The 18,913-nt window shown below is 72.5% G+C and carries 14 protein-coding genes; 10 read left to right on the top strand and 4 right to left on the bottom strand.

Annotated elements, in window-relative coordinates; translation table 11 throughout:
- Positions 1–45 precede the first annotated feature (45 nt).
- From RBJ77_RS09325 to RBJ77_RS09315, 3 genes are all read right to left on the bottom strand, one after another.
- Entirely contained in the window at positions 46–882 is an 837-nt protein-coding gene (locus RBJ77_RS09325; RefSeq protein ID WP_372344504.1) for a TetR family transcriptional regulator C-terminal domain-containing protein, read from the bottom strand.
- Between the two features lie 134 nt (positions 883–1,016).
- Positions 1,017–4,001: an alpha-mannosidase gene (locus RBJ77_RS09320; protein ID WP_372344503.1), complete on the bottom strand. Its 2,985-nt coding sequence runs from the start codon at positions 3,999–4,001 to the stop codon at positions 1,017–1,019.
- 29 nt (positions 4,002–4,030) lie between these two features.
- Positions 4,031–5,272, bottom strand: coding sequence for a glycosyl hydrolase (locus RBJ77_RS09315; RefSeq protein ID WP_372344502.1), 1,242 nt, complete (start codon positions 5,270–5,272; stop codon positions 4,031–4,033).
- Positions 5,273–5,476: 204 nt separating this feature from the next.
- Between RBJ77_RS09315 and RBJ77_RS09310 the strand changes: the two genes are divergently transcribed.
- The 7 genes from RBJ77_RS09310 to RBJ77_RS09280 all read left to right on the top strand — a co-directional run bounded on the left by RBJ77_RS09310 (position 5,477) and on the right by RBJ77_RS09280 (position 11,928).
- Positions 5,477–6,547, top strand: coding sequence for a LacI family DNA-binding transcriptional regulator (locus RBJ77_RS09310; RefSeq protein ID WP_372344501.1), 1,071 nt, complete (start codon positions 5,477–5,479; stop codon positions 6,545–6,547).
- Between the two features lie 150 nt (positions 6,548–6,697).
- Positions 6,698–7,978: an alpha-L-fucosidase gene (locus tag RBJ77_RS09305; protein ID WP_372344500.1), complete on the top strand. Its 1,281-nt coding sequence runs from the start codon at positions 6,698–6,700 to the stop codon at positions 7,976–7,978.
- A 191-nt stretch (positions 7,979–8,169) separates the two neighbouring features.
- The gene (locus tag RBJ77_RS09300; protein WP_372344499.1) at positions 8,170–8,493 is read left to right on the top strand and encodes a hypothetical protein; all 324 of its coding nucleotides are present in this window, start codon (positions 8,170–8,172) and stop codon (positions 8,491–8,493) included.
- 127 nt (positions 8,494–8,620) lie between these two features.
- Entirely contained in the window at positions 8,621–9,598 is a 978-nt protein-coding gene (locus tag RBJ77_RS09295; RefSeq protein WP_372344498.1) for an ABC transporter substrate-binding protein, read from the top strand.
- Positions 9,598–10,353 (top strand): ABC transporter permease, encoded by a 756-nt coding sequence (locus RBJ77_RS09290; RefSeq protein WP_372344536.1) that lies wholly within the window; start codon positions 9,598–9,600, stop codon positions 10,351–10,353. The genes RBJ77_RS09295 and RBJ77_RS09290 overlap by 1 nt, the downstream gene beginning before the upstream one ends.
- Positions 10,350–11,150, top strand: coding sequence for an ABC transporter permease (locus RBJ77_RS09285; RefSeq protein WP_372344497.1), 801 nt, complete (start codon positions 10,350–10,352; stop codon positions 11,148–11,150). Before RBJ77_RS09290 ends, RBJ77_RS09285 begins: the two co-directional genes overlap by 4 nt.
- A complete protein-coding gene (locus RBJ77_RS09280; RefSeq protein WP_372344496.1) occupies positions 11,134–11,928 on the top strand; it encodes an ABC transporter ATP-binding protein in 795 nt (264 codons plus the stop codon). Before RBJ77_RS09285 ends, RBJ77_RS09280 begins: the two co-directional genes overlap by 17 nt.
- Here RBJ77_RS09280 and RBJ77_RS09275 read toward each other — a convergent pair.
- Positions 11,904–14,912: an NACHT domain-containing NTPase gene (locus RBJ77_RS09275; RefSeq protein WP_372344495.1), complete on the bottom strand. Its 3,009-nt coding sequence runs from the start codon at positions 14,910–14,912 to the stop codon at positions 11,904–11,906. The two genes, RBJ77_RS09280 and RBJ77_RS09275, sit on opposite strands and share 25 nt — an antisense overlap.
- Positions 14,913–15,015: 103 nt before the next feature.
- Between RBJ77_RS09275 and RBJ77_RS09270 the strand changes: the two genes are divergently transcribed.
- The 3 genes from RBJ77_RS09270 to RBJ77_RS09260 all read left to right on the top strand — a co-directional run bounded on the left by RBJ77_RS09270 (position 15,016) and on the right by RBJ77_RS09260 (position 18,895).
- A complete protein-coding gene (locus tag RBJ77_RS09270; protein ID WP_372344494.1) occupies positions 15,016–16,770 on the top strand; it encodes a sensor histidine kinase in 1,755 nt (584 codons plus the stop codon).
- Positions 16,761–17,405 carry a LuxR C-terminal-related transcriptional regulator gene (locus RBJ77_RS09265; RefSeq protein ID WP_372344493.1) on the top strand — a complete coding sequence of 215 codons (645 nt, stop codon included), beginning with the start codon at positions 16,761–16,763 and terminating at the stop codon, positions 17,403–17,405. The genes RBJ77_RS09270 and RBJ77_RS09265 overlap by 10 nt, the downstream gene beginning before the upstream one ends.
- Positions 17,406–17,707: 302 nt before the next feature.
- Positions 17,708–18,895: an acetyl-CoA C-acyltransferase gene (locus RBJ77_RS09260; protein ID WP_372344492.1), complete on the top strand. Its 1,188-nt coding sequence runs from the start codon at positions 17,708–17,710 to the stop codon at positions 18,893–18,895.
- Positions 18,896–18,913: the final 18 nt, after the last annotated feature.

Here is an 18,913-nt window from a genome sequence, read left to right as displayed (position 1 = left end):
GGCGATCGGGGAGCGGGGTTCGGGGCGGAGCCCCGTGACGTGGGGCTATCGGGCCAGGATCGTGGCCCGGACATGGGCGGTCAGCGCCGCGTGCATCGCTTCCGGCCCCTCGGGACCGGGCGACGCCAGGACCTGCGTGGCCAGTCCGTCGATGAGCGCGGTGAGCGTGAGCGCCGCCGCCTCGGGGTCGGCGTCCGGACGGAACACGCCCTGCGTCACCCCTCTGCGGACGACGTCGGCGACGGTCTCCCGCCACTGCCGGTAGTACTCGGTGTGCAGCCGGCCGACCGTCGTGGAGCGGGCCGCCTCCGCCCACAGGTCGAGCCAGACCGCCCACTGGCGGCGCTGCTGGTCGGTGCGCGGGGTCTGCAGCTCGATGAGCTGGCGCAGCTCGGCCGCCGCGTCGTCCGCCTCGGCGAGCCGGGCGGCGCGGCGTGCGGTGTCCTCGTCCATGCACCAGCGCACGGCGGCTTCGAGGAGCTCGGCGCGGCCGGGGAAGTGGTAGTGGATCGCCGCGGTACTGGTGGCGCAGGCGTGCGCGATGTCCGCGACCCGCACCGCGTGGAACCCGTGCTCGGCGATGAGGCGGACCGTCTCGCGGACGATCTGCGACGGCCGGCCGCCCGCCACCGGCACGGCCGTGGGCGGCGCCTCCTCGCGGGGGCGCGCACCGAGCAGCCGGCCCACGTCCACGCGCCCCTCGTCGGCGATCCGGGCCAGCTCCGCCGCGGTGAAGCGCCGGGTGCCGCTCAGCGAGCGGGACAGCTTGGACGGATCCATGACGATGCGGCGCGCGAACTCGCGCTGGCTGACACCCGCGGCCGCGATGACCTCACGGACGCGTGCGGCGGTGTCGGCGCTGGATGCGGCGTCGGATTCCATGGGGCACGACCCTAACCACGTGTTGAGCAGAACTCAACACGGCGATATATAACTGCCAGGTGGAGCAGGTGATTGTGATGCTGACTTGCTCATCAGTCAGGAGCGCAACACCGTGACCCGGGCGGTCGCCCCGGTCACTGCTCGGCTGCCCGGCTCAGGCGCAGCGTCACCAACTCGAACGGCTTCAGCGAGAGCATCAGGTCGCCCTCCTCCACAGGGCGTTCCAGCAGATCCGTGCGGACCACCCCGGACACCGCGAACCCGGGCGTCACGCGTGCCTTCGCCCGCCCGCCCCGCGACTCGTACAACCGCACCACGACGTCGCCCGACCCGTCGTCGGCCAGCTTCACCGCGCTCACCGCGACCGCGTCGTGGTCGACCGTGACGAGCGGCGCCACGGACACCGCGCCGCGCACCGTGCGCGCGGGCAGATTGAGCGCAGCGCCCTCGCGCACCGCGTCACCGACCGAGGCCCCCGGCACCAGCGCGTGCCGGAAGCGGTGCACGCCCTGGTCGGTCTCCGGGTCGGGAAAGCGCGGCGCCCGCAGCAGCGACACCCGGACCGTCGTGGTGTCCGCGGTCCGCGTCACGTCGTGCCCGTACGTCGAGTCGTTGACCAGGGCCACACCGAAGCCGGGCTCGGCGACGTGCACGAAGCGGTGGTTGCACGCCTCGAACTTGGCGGCGTCCCACGAGGTGTTGGTGTGCGTCGGCCGGTGGACGTGGCCGAACTGGGTCTCCGACGCGTACCGCTCGGCGTGCACGTCCAGCGGGAACGCCAGCTTCAGGAACTTCTCCGTCTCGTGCCAGTCGACCTCCGTCGCGATGTCGACGCGGCGGGCGCCCGGCGCGAGGGAGAGGACCTGCACCACCCGGGAGGCGGAGAACGAGCGGCTGATCCGGACCCCGGTGTCGCCGTCCGCCACCAGCTCGTCCACCGCCGTCAGGTCCGTGCCCGTGTTGCGGTAGAAGCGGTCCACGTCCCAGGCGTCCCACTGGTTGGGGAAGTCCGGATGCAGCTGGAGCAGATTGCCGGGCGCGCCCGCCGGAACCGTCTCCCGCTCCGCCGCGACGTCGTACACGGAGACCAGCAGACCGCGCCCGTCGACCTCCACCTGCAACAGCCCGTTGTCCAGCAGGAACCCGCCGCCCGGCCGCGCCGTCACCCGGGTGCCGCCGTCCGGTGTCCGCGCCGGTTCCGCGCCGAGCGCCGGGACGCCGGAGCGCGCGTGCGGCGCCGCGTTGAAGGTCAGCGGCCGCGTCCCCTCGCCCGCGAGCGCCCGCTGCGCCGCCCCGATGACGGCCTCGAGCTCCGTGGCCACCCGCGCATACGTGGCCCGCGCCTCCCGGTGCACCCAGGCGATCGACGAACCCGGCAGGATGTCGTGGAACTGGTGCAGCAGCACCGTCTTCCACAGCCGGTCCAACTCCTCGTACGGATAGGGGAACCCGGTCCGCACCGCCGCCGTCGCCGCCCACAGCTCCGCCTCGTAGAGCAGGTGCTCGCTGCGCCGGTTGCCCTGCTTCGTCTGCGCCTGGCTCGTCAGCGTCGCCCGGTGCAGCTCCAGGTACAGCTCGCCGACCCAGACCGGCGGATCGGCGTACTCGGCCTCGGCCTTCGCGAAGAACGCGGCGGGCGCCTCCCACTCGACCGTGGGGGAGCCCTCCAGGGACCGGAGCCGGGCCGCCTTCGCGACCATCTCGCGCGTCGTGCCGCCCCCGCCGTCACCGAACCCGGTCGGCGCCAGCGAGTGGCTCGCCCGTCCCTTCTCCTTGAAGTTCCGTGCCGCGTGGGCGAGTTCACTGCCCTGCATCGCGCAGTTGTAGGTGTCCACGGGCGGGAAGTGCGTGAGGATCCGGGTGCCGTCGACGCCCTCCCAGTGGAAGGTGTGGTGCGGGAACGTGTTCGTCTGCGACCACGAGATCTTCTGCGTCAGCAGCCACTTGGCGCCGGCCGCCTTGATGATCTGGGGCAGGCCCGCCGCGAACCCGAAGGTGTCCGGCAGCCACACCTCGTCGTTCTCGACGCCGAACTCCTCCAGGAAGAACCGCTTGCCGTGCACGAACTGACGGGCCATCGCCTCCGAGCCCGGCATGTTCGTGTCCGACTCCACCCACATGCCGCCCGTCGGCACGAACCGGCCTTCGGCCACCGCCTTCTTCACCCGCGCGTACACCTCGGGCCGGTGCTCCTTGATCCAGGCGAGCTGCTGGGCCTGCGACATCGCGAACACGAACTCCGGCTCGTCGTCCAGGAGTTGCGTCATGTTCGCGGCGGTCCGCGCGACCTTGCGGACCGTCTCGCGCAGCGGCCACAGCCACGCCGAGTCGATGTGCGCGTGCCCCACCGCGCTGATCCGGTGCGCCGACGGCGACGCCGGCGCGGACAGCACGTCGATCAGCTCGGCCCTGGCCGCCCGCGCCGTGCCGTTCACGTCCTGGAGGTCCAGCGCGTCCAGCGCCCGCTCCACCGCGCGCAGCACGTCCCAGCGGCGCGCCGACTCGACCGGCAGCTCCGCCATCAGCTCGCCGAGCACCTCCAGGTCGTGCACCAGCTCCCACACGGTCCGGTCGAAGACCGCGAGCTCCATCCGCGCGAGCGTGTACTGAGGGGTGTCCCCGGCCGTCCCGACGTCACCCAGGGGCGTGGGCCGGAAGGGGTGGTAGTCGAGGATCACCGGGTTCGACGCCGCCTCGACGTGCAGGTCGACGCGCTCGCCGCCGATGGCCCGGTCCGCGACGCGCACCCACTGGTTGCGCGGGTTGAGGCCCTTCACCGGGGAGCCGTCCGGGCGGTACACGAGGCCCTCGCACTGGAACCCCGGCATGTTCTCGTCGAAGCCCAGGTCGAGCAGCGCCTCCACGGTCTCGCCCGCCCACTCCTCGGGCACCGTCCCGGTCACCCGGAACCAGCTCGTGCCCCACGGGGCGCCCCACCGGTCACCCGTCCGCACCGGCGCGTGCGGCGCGGCGAGCCCCTCCGCCACCGGCACCGGCTCGCCCGGCGCGTGCCACACCGTGACCTCCAAGGGCACGGTGTGCGGATACACGGCGGGCCTGACGCGCTCGCCGAGGACGCGGCGCAGCCGGGACTCGACCAGGGAACGGTCGTCATGCATGGGGCAACTCCCGTACGGGTGAGGTGGGTTCAGGCAACGTTGTCAGGAGTGACGACCTCGGTGATCCCGCACGCCGCGAGATGCTCCCGGTCGTCCGCGCGGCTCGCCAGGACCGTCGTGGGGCGCACCCCGTCGGCGGCCAGCGCGGCGAACGCCTCGAAGACCGCGCCGCCCGGCGCGCACACCGAGCGGCGCGGCGCCAGGTCGTCGTCGCCGGCGTCCACGACCAGGGCGGTCGTGCGCACGGCGGGCCCGGGCGACCGGCCGCGCCACGCCCCGGCCAGCCGGGCGACGGCCTTGCCGGCCGGCTTCACCGCGCCGTCGTTGGTCAACAGGCCCAGCGAGTACTCCAGTTCGGGGAAGTCCGCCAGGTCACGGGAGACGTCGTGCGAGCACCACCAGGTGACGCCCCACAGGTCCGGGCAGTCGAGCACCGCCTCGATCGTCGCCTCCGTGAACCGGTCCGCGTGCTCCGCCGGGATCAGCGGCTGCGGCGCCCCGACCTCCTGCAGCCACACCGGCCGGTGCGGCTCGGCCGCCCACGCCTTGGACAGCTCGACCAGGTACGCCGCGTGCCCGTACGTCGCGGGACCGTCCTTGCCGTGCCGCTGCGCGGTGCCGTTGAACACCCACGAGTGCACCGCCGTCAGCGCGCCGAGCCGGGCCGCGTGCGCAGGGGTGAACGGCTGGTCGTCCTGGTACCACGACGCGTCGTACTCGGCGTGCAGGTGCAGCCGGCCCGGCGCCCCCTCCTCGCACGCGGCGAGCACCCGCTCCAGCCAGCTCCCGGCCTGCGCGGGGGAGATGCGGTCCGGGTCGGGGTGCGGGGGTCCCGCGGCGAACTGGGCGATCTCGTTGCCGATGGTCATCCCGATGAAGTTCGGCCGGTCGGCGAGTGCCGCCGCGAGCGTGCGCAGGTACGCGGCCTGCGCCGCCACGACGTCGGGATCGGTGAACAGATTGCGCCGGTGCCACGTCCGCGTCCACGCGGGCAGGAAGTCGAAGCTGGAGAGGTGGCCCTGCAGGCCGTCGACGTTCACGTCGAGTCCGCGCTCACCCGCCGCGTCCGCGAGGGCCACCAGCTGCTCGACGGCGCGCGGCCGGATCAGCGAACGGTTGGGCTGGAACACCGGCCACAGCGGGAACACCCGCACGTGGTCGACGCCGAGCGCCGCGATCGCGTCGAGGTCGGTGCGGACCGCGTCGAGATCGAAATCGAGCCAGTGATGGAACCAGCCCTGGGAGGGGGTGTAGTTGACGCCGAAACGCATCGTTGAATTCCTGCTCCTCGGAGAAGCGGTGAGCCAGGGGAGAGCGTGAGCCACACCGAAGGGCCACGTCAACAGGGCGTCACCGGCTGTAAATCGTTGTGGACGCGCCCTCTTGCCGAACCAGCTAAAGCGCTTTAGCGTGCTCGGCACTCAAGCGCTTCAGTGCGCACACCGGCTCGTTCCGACTTCGTTCCGGCATCGTTCATGCGTCGTTTCGGCGGGAGGCAGATCGTGCGCCGTGTTCCGGTCAGACGCCCCACCATCAAGGACATCGCCCAGGAGGCCGGGGTGTCCGAGAGCGCCGTCTCGTTCGCCCTCAACGGCCGGCCGGGCGTCTCCGAGGCCACCCGCGCCCGGGTCCGCCGGGTCGCCGACCGGCTCGGCTGGCGGCCCAGCGCCGCCGCCCGCGCCCTGTCCGGCGAGGGCCCCGCCACGATCGGTCTCGTCCTCGCCCGGCCCGCCAGCACCCTCGGCGTCGAGTCGTTCTTCCTCCAGCTCGTCTCCGGCGTCCAGGAAGTCCTCTCCCTGCGCCGGTTCGGCCTGCTGTTCCAGGTCGTCGAGGACCTCGACGCCGAATGCGACGCCTACCGGCGCTGGTGGGCCGAGCACCGGGTCGACGGGGTCCTCGTCGTCGACCCGCGCGCCGACGACCCCCGCCCCCCGCTCCTCGACGAGCTCGGACTGCCCGCCGTCGTCATCGGCTCGCTGCCGCCCGGCGACGACGGCACCGGCCACCCCGGCATCGCCAACCTGTGGGCCGACGACGCCCGTGCCATGGCCGGCATCGTCGACCACCTCGACGCGCTCGGCCACCGCCGGATCGCGCACGTCGCGGGCCTGCCCGAACTCGCCCACACCCGCCGCCGGATCGCGTCGCTGCGGGCGGCGGCCGAACGGCGCGGCATCGAGGCCCACTCCCACACCACCGACTACTCCGACACGGAGGGCGCCAGGACGACCCGCCGCGTCCTCGACTCCGCGGCGCCGCCGACGGCGATCGTCTACGACAACGACGTCCTCGCCGTCGCGGGCCTCGGCGTCGCCGCCGAACGCGGCATCCCCGTACCGGCCGCCCTGTCCATCGTGGCCTGGGACGACTCGGTGCTGTGCCGCTCCACGCACCCCGCGCTCACCGCGCTCGTCCGGGACACCACGGCGTTCGGCCGCCGCGCCGCCGAGGAACTGTTCGCCCTGCTCGACGGGGGCCCGGCCCGGCGCGTGGAGGACGCGCTCCCGCACCTCGTGGAACGCGGCTCGACCGCGGCCGCCCCCTGAACCCGCCCCCGCACCACGCCCGGCACCACCGGAACCGCGCCGCCCCCACCTGGCACGTCCCACGATCCGACAACGATGTCGGCCGTCGACCGGAGACAACCGTCCCCCAGGACCGCACCCCGCCTGGAACCACGACGAGGAGCACTACGCGTGAGTGACCAACTGCCCGCCGCCAAAAGGTGGTTCACCGACGGCAAGCTCGGCGTCTTCATCCACTGGGGCATCTACGCCGTGGACGGCGTCGCCGAGTCCTGGTCGTTCTTCGACGGGCGCGTCCGCTACGACACGTACATGGCGCAGCTCGACCGATTCGGCGCCGAACACTGGGACCCCGACGCCTGGGCCGATCTGTTCGTGCGGGCCGGCGCCCGGTACGCCGTACTGACCGCCAAGCACCACGACGGCGTCGCCCTGTGGGACACCCACGCCAACGACCTGTCCGTCGTCAAGCGCACCCCCGCGGGGCGCGACCTCATCGCCGAGTACGTCGCCGCGCTGCGCCGCCGCGACATCAAGGTCGGCCTCTACTACTCCCACCTCGACTGGTCCCACCCCGACTACGCCACGGTCCGCCCCGCCGGCCAGGACCCCGACGAGCGCGGCAACCCGTACTCCATGCCGGCCGCCGGCGACGAGGACCCCGCCCGCTGGGACGCCTTCCTCGCCTTCCACCGCGCCCAGCTCACCGAACTGCTCGACCTGTTCGCCCCTGACCTGCTCTGGTTCGACGGCGAGTGGGAGCGCGGTCCCGACCAGTGGCGGATGGGCGAGATCGCCGCCTTCATCGAGGAGCGCAGGCCGGGCACCGTCGTCAACGGCCGCCTCACCGGCCACGGCGACTACGCCACCCCCGAACAGGGCGTCCCCGTCGAACCTCCGCCAGGACCCTGGGAGTTGTGCCTCACGATCAACGACTCGTGGGGCTACCAGCCGCAGGACGACCACCACAAGTCGCCGCGCCAGCTCGTCCGCGTGCTCGCCGAGACCGTCGGTGGCGGCGGCAACCTGCTCCTCGACGTCGGACCCCGGGCGGACGGCACCATCCTGCCCGAACAGGCCGACAGGCTGGAGCAGTTGGGCGCCTGGTCCGCCCGCCACGCGGCGGCCCTGTACGGCACCGGGCGCGGCCTGCCGCACGGCCACTTCTACGGCCCCTCCACCCTCTCCGCGGACCGCCGCACCCTCTACCTGTTCCTCTTCGACCGGCCCAACGAGTACGCCGTCGTGCGTGGCGTCCGCAACGCCGTCCGCTCGGCCCGCGTGCTCGGCAGCGACACCCCGGTGCGCACCGAACGCGTCGGCGGCCTCGGCGACGTACCCGGCTGGGAGTACCTGTACGTGTCCGACGACCAGCTCGACCCGCTGTGCAGCGTCATCGCCCTCGACCTCGACGGCGAACTCGACCTGTACCGGGAACACACCCGCGACTGAACCCCACCGTCCCCCCGGACCACCCCGGTCCATCCCGGACCACCTGCCTGGGAGTTGGTGATCTCGGGCGGGACGACGTCGGTGCCGGTCCACATCACTTCGACGGCCGGGTCGACCAGTCGGCCCTCCACCTGGCGGGCGGCGACCAGCGCGTCGCCGACGCCGTACAGGTCTTCGTCGACCTCAACCACATGGCCCCCACCTTCGGCGCCAACCCCTGGCAGCCCCAATCACCGCGTCTGAGTGCGGAGCTGGCGACGTTCTGGACGGCCTACGAGAAGGACCCCGGCGCGGCGATCCGCGCCTTCGCGCCCACGGCCGCCACCATCGAGCGCACCCCCGCGGTGCTCCGCGACGGCGTCCCCGACCGGCTCTTCCTGCACGACGCCGACCGCTGGCTCACCGCCACCGAACACTGGGGCGCGGCCCTGCGGCACGGACTCGCCGCACTGAAGGCGATCGACGCCCACGACGCCTCCCTCGGCCGCCGGCCGCTGCGCCACGAGACGGCGTAGAGCCGGCGGGCAACGCGGCGCGCATGCTGTGATTGCGCTGTAAGTAACGTCAACTCTCTTGTGTGCCAAGGGCATTGACCCCTTAAGGTGCGGGCTCTACTTTCCCGCTGAACACCCGGGGGGATCCATGCGATGCACACGCCGCACCTTCACCGTCGCCGCCGTCGTGGCCCTGCTCGCCGCCACGGCGGCCTGCGGCGGCTCCGACGACAACGGCAAACCCTCCGCGTCCGGCAGCGGAGGCACCACCACCGTCAAACTCGGCCTCATCCCCATCGTCGACGTCGCACCCGTCTACCTCGGCCAGAAGAAGGGCTTCTACGAGAAACAGGGCCTCAAACTGGCCTTCACCCAGGCACAGGGCGGCGCGGCGATCGTGCCGGGCGTCATCAGCGGCCAGTTCCAGTTCGGCTTCTCCAACGCCACGTCCCTGATGGTCGCCCAGTCCAAGGGCGTCCCCGTGAAGGCCGTCGCCAACGGCGTCGGCTCCACCGGCAAGGACGGCGCGGACTTCGGGGCCGTCGTCGTCAAGAAGGGCAGCCCGGTCAAGACGGCCAAGGACCTGGAGGGCAGGAGCGTCGCCGTCAACACGCTCAAGAACATCAACGACACCACCGTCAGGGAGTCCGTCCGCAAGGCCGGCGGAGACCCCGACAAGGTCAAGTTCGTCGAGCTCGCCTTCGACCAGATGCCCGCCGCCCTCGACAAGGGCCAGATCGACGCGGCCCAGGTCGTCGAGCCCGCCCTCGCCACCGTCAAGGCGCAGGGCGGCACCGTGATCGCCTCCAACTTCGTCGACACGGCCCCCGACCTCACCGTCGCCCTCTACTTCACCGCCGCGCAGTACGCCCAGCAGCACCCGGACATCGTGAAGAAGTTCGCCGCCGCCACCGAGGAGTCCCTGACGTACGCGAACGGCCACCCCGACGAGGTCCGCCAGATCGTCACCTCCTACACCAAGATCCCGCAGGCCACCCTCGACAAGGTCGTCCTGCCCGCCTGGCCCGCCGAACCGAACCGCGCCTCCCTCGACCGGCTCGCCCAACTCGGCCAGGGCGACGGCCTGTTCGCCAAGACCCCCGACCTCGACGCCCTCCTCCCGTGATCCCCGGAGCACTCGGCCTGCTCGTCTGCGCGGCACTGTGGGAGGCGGTGCCGCGCCTCGGCCTGGTCTCCTCCGCCTACCTGCCGCCGTTCACCACCACCCTCGACGCCCTCGGCGGCGAACTGACGGACCCCGCCTTCTGGTCGGCGCTCGGCGACACCCTGACCGGCTGGGCGCTCGGCCTCGGCCTCGCCACGGCCGGCGGCGTCCTGGCAGGACTCGTCATCGCCACGGTCCCGTACCTGCGCGAACTCACCTCGTCCACCGTCGAGTTCCTCCGCCCGATCCCGTCCGTCGCCCTCATCCCGCTGGCGATCCTGCTCTTCGGCACCGAACTCCGCTCGGTCCTCCTCCTCGTCGTCTACGCCGCGTTCTGGCAGGTCCTCGTGCAGGTCCTGTACGGCGTCCAGGACGTCGACCCCGTCGCCGAGGACACCGCCCGCGCCTTCGGCCTCGGCCCCTGGGCCCGCATCCGCCACGTCGTGTGGCCGACGGCCCTCCCGTACGTCATGACCGGCGTCCGGCTCGCCGCGGCGGTCGCCCTGATCCTCGCCGTCACCGTCGAACTCGTCATCGGGGCGCCAGGACTCGGCCACCGCATCAACGTCGCCCAGACCTCGCAGGCCGTCCCCGACATGTACGCCCTCATCCTGGTCGCCGGCTGCCTCGGCGTGCTCATCAACACCGGCGCGCGCTCCGTGGAACGCCGCGCCCTGTCCTGGCACCGGTCGGTCCGGACGGAGGCCCCCGCGTGAGGCGCACCGGGCGGGCCCTGCGGGCGGCCGCCCTCGCCCTGGCGCTGCCCTGCCTGCTGGTCGCGGTGTGGTGGCTGGCGTCCGACTCCAGCACCAGCTTCTACGCGCCACCCCTGCGCACCATCCTCGGCCGCTTCGACGACACCTGGACGCCCGACCGGCTCCGGGACGACGTCCTGCCGAGCGTGCTGCGGCTCCTCGCGGGCTACGCGGTGGCGGGCGTGGCGGGCGTCGGGCTCGGCGTCGTCATCGGCGCCTCACGGCGCACCCGGGCGTTCTGCGAACCGGCCCTGGAGTTCCTGCGCGCGGTCCCGCCGCCGGTCCTGGTCCCCGTCATCATGCTGTTCGCCGGCATCGGAGACACCATGAAGATCGCCGTGATCGCGTCGGGCTGCGTCTGGCCGGTGCTGCTCAACACGGCCGCCGGCGTCCGGGCGGTCGACGAGGTCGCCGCCGACACCGCCCGCTCGTACGGAGTGACGGGCGCGGCCCGGCTGCGGCACCTGGTGCTCCCGGCGGCGAGCCCACAGATCTTCGCGGGCCTGCGCCAGGCCCTGTCCATCGGCGTCATCCTCATGGTCATCAGCGAGATGTACGCCTCCAGCAGCGGCCTCGGCTTCGCGGTCGTCGAGTTCCAACGCTCCTTCGCCGTACCGGAGATGTGGACCGGCATCCTGGTGCTCGGCCTGCTGGGAGTGGCTCTCTCGGTGCTGTTCCGGATCGTCGAGAGGCGAGCCCTCGGCTGGTACCACGGATCGCGCGGCGCGCGACGGAAGGCGGGTGGCGGCGGTGCTTGAGGTCAAAGGACTGCGCAAGGTCTACGAAGGGTCGGGACGCCGGGTGGAGGCGCTGCGCGACCTCACCTTCCGCCTCGACGCGGGGGAGCTGGTGTGCGTCGTCGGCCCCTCGGGCTGCGGCAAGACGACGCTCCTGAAGTGCGTGGCGGGACTCCTGGCGCCGACGGAGGGCTCCGTCACGCTGGACGGCGTCCCGGTGACCGGCCCCCGCCCCGGCCTCGCGGTCGTCTTCCAGGAGTACGGGCGGAGCCTGTTCCCCTGGATGCGGGTGACGGAGAACGTCGAACTCCCGCTGCGGCAGCGGAAGATGCCGAAGGACGCGCGGCGCGCCCGCGTGACCGAGGCGCTCGACGCGGTGGGCCTCGGCGACGCCGGCCGGGCCTACCCCTGGGAACTCTCCGGCGGCATGCAGCAGCGGGTCGCCATCGCCCGCGCACTGGCCTACGAACCCGACGTGCTCCTGATGGACGAGCCGTTCGCCGCGGTCGACGCCCAGACCCGCGCCGACCTGGAGGACCTGGTACGCGGCCTGTGGCGCCGCCGCGGCATGACCGTCCTGTTCGTCACCCACGACATCGACGAGGCGGTGTACCTGGGGGAGCGGGTCCTGGTCCTGAGCCCGTCGCCGACGGTGGTCCGCGAGGAGGTCGTCGTCGAACTCCCGGCGGAGCGGGATCAGTTGACTACTCGGGCGGACGTGCGGTTCACGGGGTTGCGGAGCCGGGTGCTGGGGTTGATCCGGGACCCGGAGGATCAGCCGCGCACCAGCCACGGGTAGTGGCGCAACAGGGTCGGGCGGAGGCTGCTGCGGGTGGCCAGGTGAGCCACCAACTGGTCGATGGAGTCCAAGGTCCCGTCGGCCACCGCGCCCCGGTCCCTGTCGCGGTCACGGGCCACCAGGAACAGTTCGAGCACGCGGTCCATGCGCTCGAAGTCGGTCGGCAGCGCGCGGATGCCGCGCTGCACCCGCTCGTACAGGTCCCCCAGCTCCGTGCGGGTGAGTGCGTCGGTGTCGTCGAGGAGCAGGCGCAGCAGATCGTGCGCGAGGGACGACGCCGGCGCATCCTCCACGGGGGTGAAGGTGGTTACGCACGGCCCGAGGTTGCGGAAGACCGGGTCCAGGGCATGGGCGACCACTTGGTCGTTCGTCGAGCCGGCGACGGTCAGCTTGTGCCATATGTCCTCGTGGTAGGCGCGCTGCCAGCCGGGGCCGCCGTGGCCCTGCGGATAGCGGAAGAACCAGTTCGCGTCCAGCGGCTCGGGTTGCGGCAGTGCGCCCTCACGCAGCCGGATCTCCAACGAACGCCGCCCTTCGCCGTCCCAGGTGCGCCGCACGGTGAAGGAGAGGGCCATGTCCGTCCATTGCTCCTCCTCCATCGAGGAACGCCACAGGAGGCAGCGATGGTGCCACGAGCCCACCGGATCGCTCGCTCTGGGGAACAGCTCGTGCACGGACGTCCGCTCCAGAAGGGCGAGGGTGACGAGCACCAGGTTCGCGTCGTAGATACCGTGGCGTGACGAGGTGCGTCGCTCGACCGGACGGTACTCCGGACGTGGATCGCCGGTCCGTGTCTTGTGCTCGTTCCGCACGCGCACCAGCCGCTCGGCCAGCCGGGTTCGCCGCTCCGGCGGCATCGTCCGTACGAGCCCCCGTGCGAAACGCAGCATCTGCCGTGACGCCAGCGGTGCGAACGACAGCACCGCGTATGCGAGGTCGTCGTCGATGCGGCTCTCACCCAGGGAGAGGGAGGGCCTGGGTGCGAGGAGATCGGTGAGCAGCCGCAGGGCGAGCCGCATCGCCAGGTACTCCCCGAACGTGGCGTGCAGGAACTCGAAGGTAGCCAGGACGCGGCCGTCCCGCACGGACTGGGCTCGCTGCACGAAGAAGAACCGGCCGAGCGCGGTCTCGGCCGGTCCCAGCGGCGTACGGAACCCGGCCGCTTCGGCGGTACGTCTGCCGAGCAGGCCGGCCAGATCCTCATCCAACTCGTCGGCGGACACCCACTGGCGGCCCCGGTTGACGAGCGCGAAGGCGACGAGGGAGAGGCGCTGCAACTCCTGCTCGACGCGCGTCGCCTCGTCATCCGGTGCGGCGTCCCGGCTCGTCTTGCCGAGCTCACGCCGTGCGAAGGACGACAGCAGTTCCTCGTACAGTTCGGTGAGTTCGAGCGGCTGCTCGCTCTCGTCCCGGGTGAGTCCGCCTTCCGTGGCGTCGTACAGCGCGAGCATCGTCAACAGCAGTGGTTGGGAGGCCAGTTCGAGGTGTCGGGACACGGTCTCCCAGGTCAGGGGCCGGAGCGTGCCCGAGTTCGCCTCGTTCCAGACGGCGAGCCAGCGTTGCATCTGCTCGGGCCTGAACGGCTCCAGGCGCAGCGCCACCAGCCCCTGCGGGTAGCGGGCCCGGTCGGCGACGGCGGTGCGACTGGTGACCAACGCGGCTACAGGGCGGCCGAGTTCGGCTTCCCTCCGCTGGAAGCGGGCGACGCGCACGAGAAAGTCGGTGTGGTGGACTCCCGTGGTCTGGAGGAGCTCGTCGAAGCCGTCGAGCAGCAGCACCGGGGTGCTGCCGCCTGCCGCGCGGACCAACTCCGGCCAGGACGTACGTTCGCCTGTGGCCGCCCGGATCGCCTGCTCGATCTGGTCCTGCAGCTCGTCCTCGGCCCGCACGTCCCGCAGCGGAATCCGCACCGGCAGAAACCCGGCGCGGGGCAGTCGCGCCGCGAGCACCCGCGTCAGCACGGATTTCCCCGCCCCGGGCTGTCCCAGCACCAGCAGTGGCGCGTCGGTCAGTGACGGATGCGTGAGAATTCCGGCCAGATACGACGTGAGGTCCCGGCGTACCGGCAGCCGCTCCCACCAGCTCTCGTCGGCGGGCCCCGACTGGCTCAGCGGTTTGGCCACCCGGAAGTCCGGGTCGAGATACATGGCGGCCACCGTGGGCACGCGGATGCCCTCGGGTGTGGTGGCGGTATCGAGGATCGTGTGGGTGAGTGACGCCTCGTGCGCCGTGGCCAGAGCGGCGGCGACATCGACGGGGGGCTGCAGGTGATCGGCCGTCGCCGCCAACAGGGAATCGATGCCGTCCAGAGCGCGGCGCACCTCGGTGCGTGTCGCCTGATGTTCGACGAGAGTGAGCCAGTAGCCGAACTCTGGTGCCGCTTGAACCAGTTGGAAGCTGAGGTGCCGGTAGCGGAACAGCGCTCGATCGCGCGTCGCCCGCACGAGCGACGTCGTCCGTGCCTGTTCCTCCGCCGACGCGCGTTCCCACACTGCGAGACCGTGCAGGAACGCGAGGAGCGCGTCGCCGTACTGGCCGTACCAGGATCTCAGCTCCTCGGACAGGGCCTCCGGGGGGAGGTGCGGCTCCGGACACGGCACGGTCACCGCGAACAGATCCGTCCCGCTGCCACCCGCCAGCGCCACCTGCTCGCCGCGCACCAGATCCAGTTCGCCGAGTGAGATCGGCAGGGCGGTCTCCTCCAGGGCCTCGAACCACGCCACGATCACGATCACCGCATGCGCAGCCCGCAGCACATCCGTCCGCTCCGCCCGGCTCGTCGCCCGCCCGAGCCGCGCCCCGACGCCCCGCACCGCGTCCCGCCCCACCCCCACGATCCGCCCCCGCTCGGACACCATGCCGAGCACCGCCCCGCTCGCCCCGCCCGTCGCCAGGTTCAGTGCCCCGCCGAGCGCCCGGTCGAGCGCGGTGACCCGGGCCGAGTCGACCCCCAGCAGTGCCAGCGCGTCCGCGAACGACAACAACCTGCGCGACTCCACCACGACCCCCGTGTCCGGCCCTCGCGTACCCGGCCTACCCTACGAGCGCGTTGCACCCCGTGCACCCGAATGGCTTACGGTGTGCCCCGTGGACAGTCAGGGTGAGCGAGTGGTTCGGCTGCGCCTGACCGGGGCCGTGGGGCTCGCCGTCGTATCAGGTGTGGCCGGCTCGTGGGCGTACGCGCGCAGCGGTGCGTCCGCGTCGGATCTGGTGCGCGACCTCGCCGTCGGCTGGGCGTACGTCGTCGCCGGCCTGGTCGCCTGGAACCGCAGGCCCGCCAACCACACCGGCCGCCTCATGGTCGCCGAGGGCGTGACCTGGTTCTTCGGCAACCTCCAGGGCACCGCGGTGCCCGTCCTCTTCACCTTCGGCGCCTGGTGGGAGGCGCTGAACATGGCGGTGCTCCTGCACCTCGTGCTGTCGTTCCCCGAAGGCCGTCTCACCACGGTCCTCACCCGGCGCCTGGTGCAGTTCGCGTACGGGCTCGTCGCCGTCGGCGGCCTGGTCCGCACGCTCCTGTTCGACCCGGCGGTCAATACCGGCGCGACCTATCTGGACTGCCGGGACTGCGGCCCGAACCTCATTCTCGTGCCTGCCTGGAACGGCCTGTTCGACACCTTCGACGCCGTGTACCACGCGGCGGGCTGGGTGATCTCCGCCGTCGCCGCGGTCGCCATCGTGCAGCGCTGGCGGCACGCCTCCGCGGCCCGCAGGCGGGCCCTGATGCCGGCCTGGATCGGCATCGGCATCGCCGTCGCGTTCCTGATGTGGGACATGCTGTTCTACGTCGTGCCGTGGTTCGGCGAGGTCGGCTCCGTCGCCGAGCAGGCCGTGTACCTGATGTCCGACCTCGCCCAGGTCGCCGTCCCCTTCGCCTTCCTCGGCGGACTGCTGCGCATGCACCTGCAGCGGGCCGAGGTCAGCGGACTCGTCATCGACGTCGGCACCGATCCCGATCCGTCCAGGGTGCGCGAGGCGCTCGTCCGGGTGCTCGGCGACCCGACGCTGCGGCTCGGCCTGTGGCGCGAGGAGCGCGCCGCGTACGTCGACGGGGCGGGCCGCGAGGTCGCCACCGGAGGGCCGGGCCGTACTCCGGTGCACGCGTCCGACGGGCGTCCGCTCGCCCTGCTCCACCACGACCCGGCGCTCAGCGAGGACCCGGAACTGCTTGAATCCGTGGCCGCCGCCCTGCGCCTCGCCCTGGAGAACGTCTGGCTGCGCACCCGCGCCAAGGACGTCGCCACCCGCATCGTGCAGGCGGCCGACGCCGAGCGCGGCCGGCTCGAGCGCGATCTGCACGACGGCGCGCAGACCCGGCTCGTCTTCGCGCTGATGCAGGTGCGCCGGGTGCAGCGCGGTCTCGCCGACCACGCCGACGAGGCACTGCGCGCCGCCGCCGACGAGGCCGAGACCAGCCTGCGCCAGGCCATCGAGGAGCTCCGCGGCATCGCCCAGGGCATCCACCCCGCCGTCCTCACCCGCGAGGGACTCGGGCCCGCGCTGAACGCCCTCGCCAAGGAGGCCGCGATGCCGGTCGTCGTCGCGGCCGAGCCCCGGCGCTACGACCCGCTCGTCGAGACCACCGCCTACTTCACCGTCTGCGAGGCCCTGTCGAACGCGGCCAAGCACGCCAAGGCGCGCGCCGTCAGCGTCTCGGCCCGGCATCAGGACGGCCGGCTCGTCGTCGAGACCGTCGACGACGGCGTCGGCGGCGCCGACACCGCGCGCGGCACGGGCCTGCGCGGCCTCGCCGACCGGCTCGCCGCCGTCGACGGCGTACTGCACATACACAGTCCCGCCGGTGGCGGGACCAGGATCAGGGCGGAGCTTCCGTGCGGGTGATCGTGGCCGAGGACTCGGCACTCCTTCGGCAGGGGATCGTGCGTCTCCTCACCGACGAGGGCATCGAGGTGGCCGCCGAGTGCGCCGACACCGGACCCCTGCTCGCGCTCGTCGCCGAGCACGCGCCGGACGCCGTCCTGCTCGACATCAGGATGCCGCCCACGCACACCGACGAGGGCCTGGTCGCGGCTGCCGCCGTCCGGGAGGCCCACCCGGGCACCGGCGTCCTGCTGCTCTCCCAGTACGTGGAGACCAGCTCCACCGTGCAGGCCCTGGCCGACCGGCCCGAGGGCTTCGGCTACCTCCTGAAGGAGCGCGTCGCCGACATCGACGAACTGGCCGGCGCGCTGAAGCGGGTGGCGGCGGGGGAGACGGTCCTCGACCCGCTGGTGGTGGCCCGGCTGCTGGACGCGCCGCGCGCGCCGGGTCCCCTGGACGAACTCACCGGACGCGAGCGCGACGTCCTGGGGCTGATGGCCGAGGGCCGCTCGAACGAGGCCATCGCGCAGCAGCTGGTGATCGGCGGCAAGACGGTGGAGACCCACGTCCGCAACGTCTTCAGCAAGCTGCACCTGGAACCCGATCTGCTGGAACACCGGCGGGTCATGGCCGTTCTGACGTATCTGCGGGGCTGAGAGCCACCCGCGTACGTCCAAGAGGTTCCGGCGCTCCGCTCCGGAGACGACGCTCGTTCCCCCGTTTCCCCCGTGGTCCCCCGTGCGTCGTCCGCGGAGCGGTGCCGGACCTCCACAGTAGGCAAGCCGTCACGGGGAGACATCAGGGTCAGCCCTGAGATGTGGAACCCCGCTCACCTCTTTGATCACGGCATGCCCTCTTTTGATCACTCAGGGACTCTTCCCAGTGGCCGCGGCGCGGGACTATAGTCCAAAACTAGCAGTGCTAATTAACCGCATCCGGCTGTTCCCTGGAGTTGACCGTGCGCCCCGTTCACTTCGCCGCCGCCCGCCGCACCCCCATCGGGAAGCTGCGCGGATCCCTCTCCTCCGTACGCCCCGACGACCTCGCGGCCACCGTGATCCGGGGCCTGCTCGGCGACGCCCCCGCTCTCGACCCGGCGCTCGTCGACGACGTCTACTGGGGCGCCGCCAACCAGGCCGGCGAGGACAACCGCAACGTCGCACGGATGGCCGCCCTCCTCGCGGGCCTGCCCGAGTCCGTGCCCGGCGCGACCGTCAACCGGCTCTGCGCCTCCGGACTCGAAGCCGTCACCACGGCCGCACGCACCATCGCCGCGGGCGAGGCCGATGTCGTCCTCGCCGGCGGCTCCGAGTCGATGAGCCGCGCCCCCTTCGTGCTGCCCCGCCCCGACGAGGCGCTGCCGCACCAGATGCAGACGTACGACACCCGCCTCGGCTGGCGCCTGGTCAACCCGAGGATGAAGGAACTGCACGGCGTCCTCGCGATGGGGGAGACCGCCGAGGAGGTCGCCGACCGGTACGGCGTGGGACGCGAGCGGCAGGACGCGTTCGCGCTGCGCAGCCACCAGCGGGCCGCCGCCGCCCGCAAGGACGGTCTCTTCGACGCCGAGATCCTCCCCGTCACCCGGCCCGACGGCGTCGTGGTCGACGCGGACGAGTGCATCCGCCCCGGCACCTCCCTGGAGAAGCTCGGCGTCCTCAAGCCCGTGTTCCGCAAGGGGGGTTCGGTCACGGCGGGCAACGCGTCGCCGATGAACGACGGCGCGGCGGGCCTGCTCCTCGTCAGCGAGGAGGCCCTGGAGGAGTTCGGCCTGGTCTCCCTCGGCCGCTACGTCGCCGGCGCCTCGGCCGGCGTCCACCCCGACGTCATGGGCATCGGCCCCGTGCCCGCCACCCGGAAGGCCCTCGGCCGCGTCGGCTGGAGCATCGGCGACGTCGAGGAGGCCGAGTTCAACGAGGCGTTCGCCGCCCAGGCGCTCGCCTGCGTCGACGGCCTCGGCATCGACCCCGACCTGGTCAACCCGACCGGCGGCGCCATCGCCCTCGGCCACCCCCTCGGCTGCTCCGGCGCCCGCATCCTCACCACCCTGCTGCACCGCCTGCGCCGCACCGGCGCCGCCCGCGGCCTCGCCACCATGTGCGTCGGCGTCGGTCAGGGCAGCGCCGTCCTGGTCGAGCGCGCCTGACCGTCCTTTCGCCACACA

This window comes from Streptomyces sp. KL116D (assembly GCF_030766975.1).
GTDB lineage: Bacteria > Actinomycetota > Actinomycetes > Streptomycetales > Streptomycetaceae > Streptomyces > Streptomyces longispororuber_A.
Note: the sequence above shows the minus strand (reverse complement) of the source record. Positions and strands in the feature narration are given on the sequence as shown.

Coding starts and splice junctions, on each gene's coding strand:
- RBJ77_RS09325 (WP_372344504.1), bottom strand. CDS start 882: ATGGAATCCGACGCCGCATCCAGCGCCGACACCGCCGCACGCGTCCGT.
- RBJ77_RS09320 (WP_372344503.1), bottom strand. CDS start 4,001: ATGCATGACGACCGTTCCCTGGTCGAGTCCCGGCTGCGCCGCGTCCTC.
- RBJ77_RS09315 (WP_372344502.1), bottom strand. CDS start 5,272: ATGCGTTTCGGCGTCAACTACACCCCCTCCCAGGGCTGGTTCCATCAC.
- RBJ77_RS09310 (WP_372344501.1), top strand. CDS start 5,477: ATGCGTCGTTTCGGCGGGAGGCAGATCGTGCGCCGTGTTCCGGTCAGA.
- RBJ77_RS09300 (WP_372344499.1), top strand. CDS start 8,170: ATGGCCCCCACCTTCGGCGCCAACCCCTGGCAGCCCCAATCACCGCGT.
- RBJ77_RS09295 (WP_372344498.1), top strand. CDS start 8,621: ATGCGATGCACACGCCGCACCTTCACCGTCGCCGCCGTCGTGGCCCTG.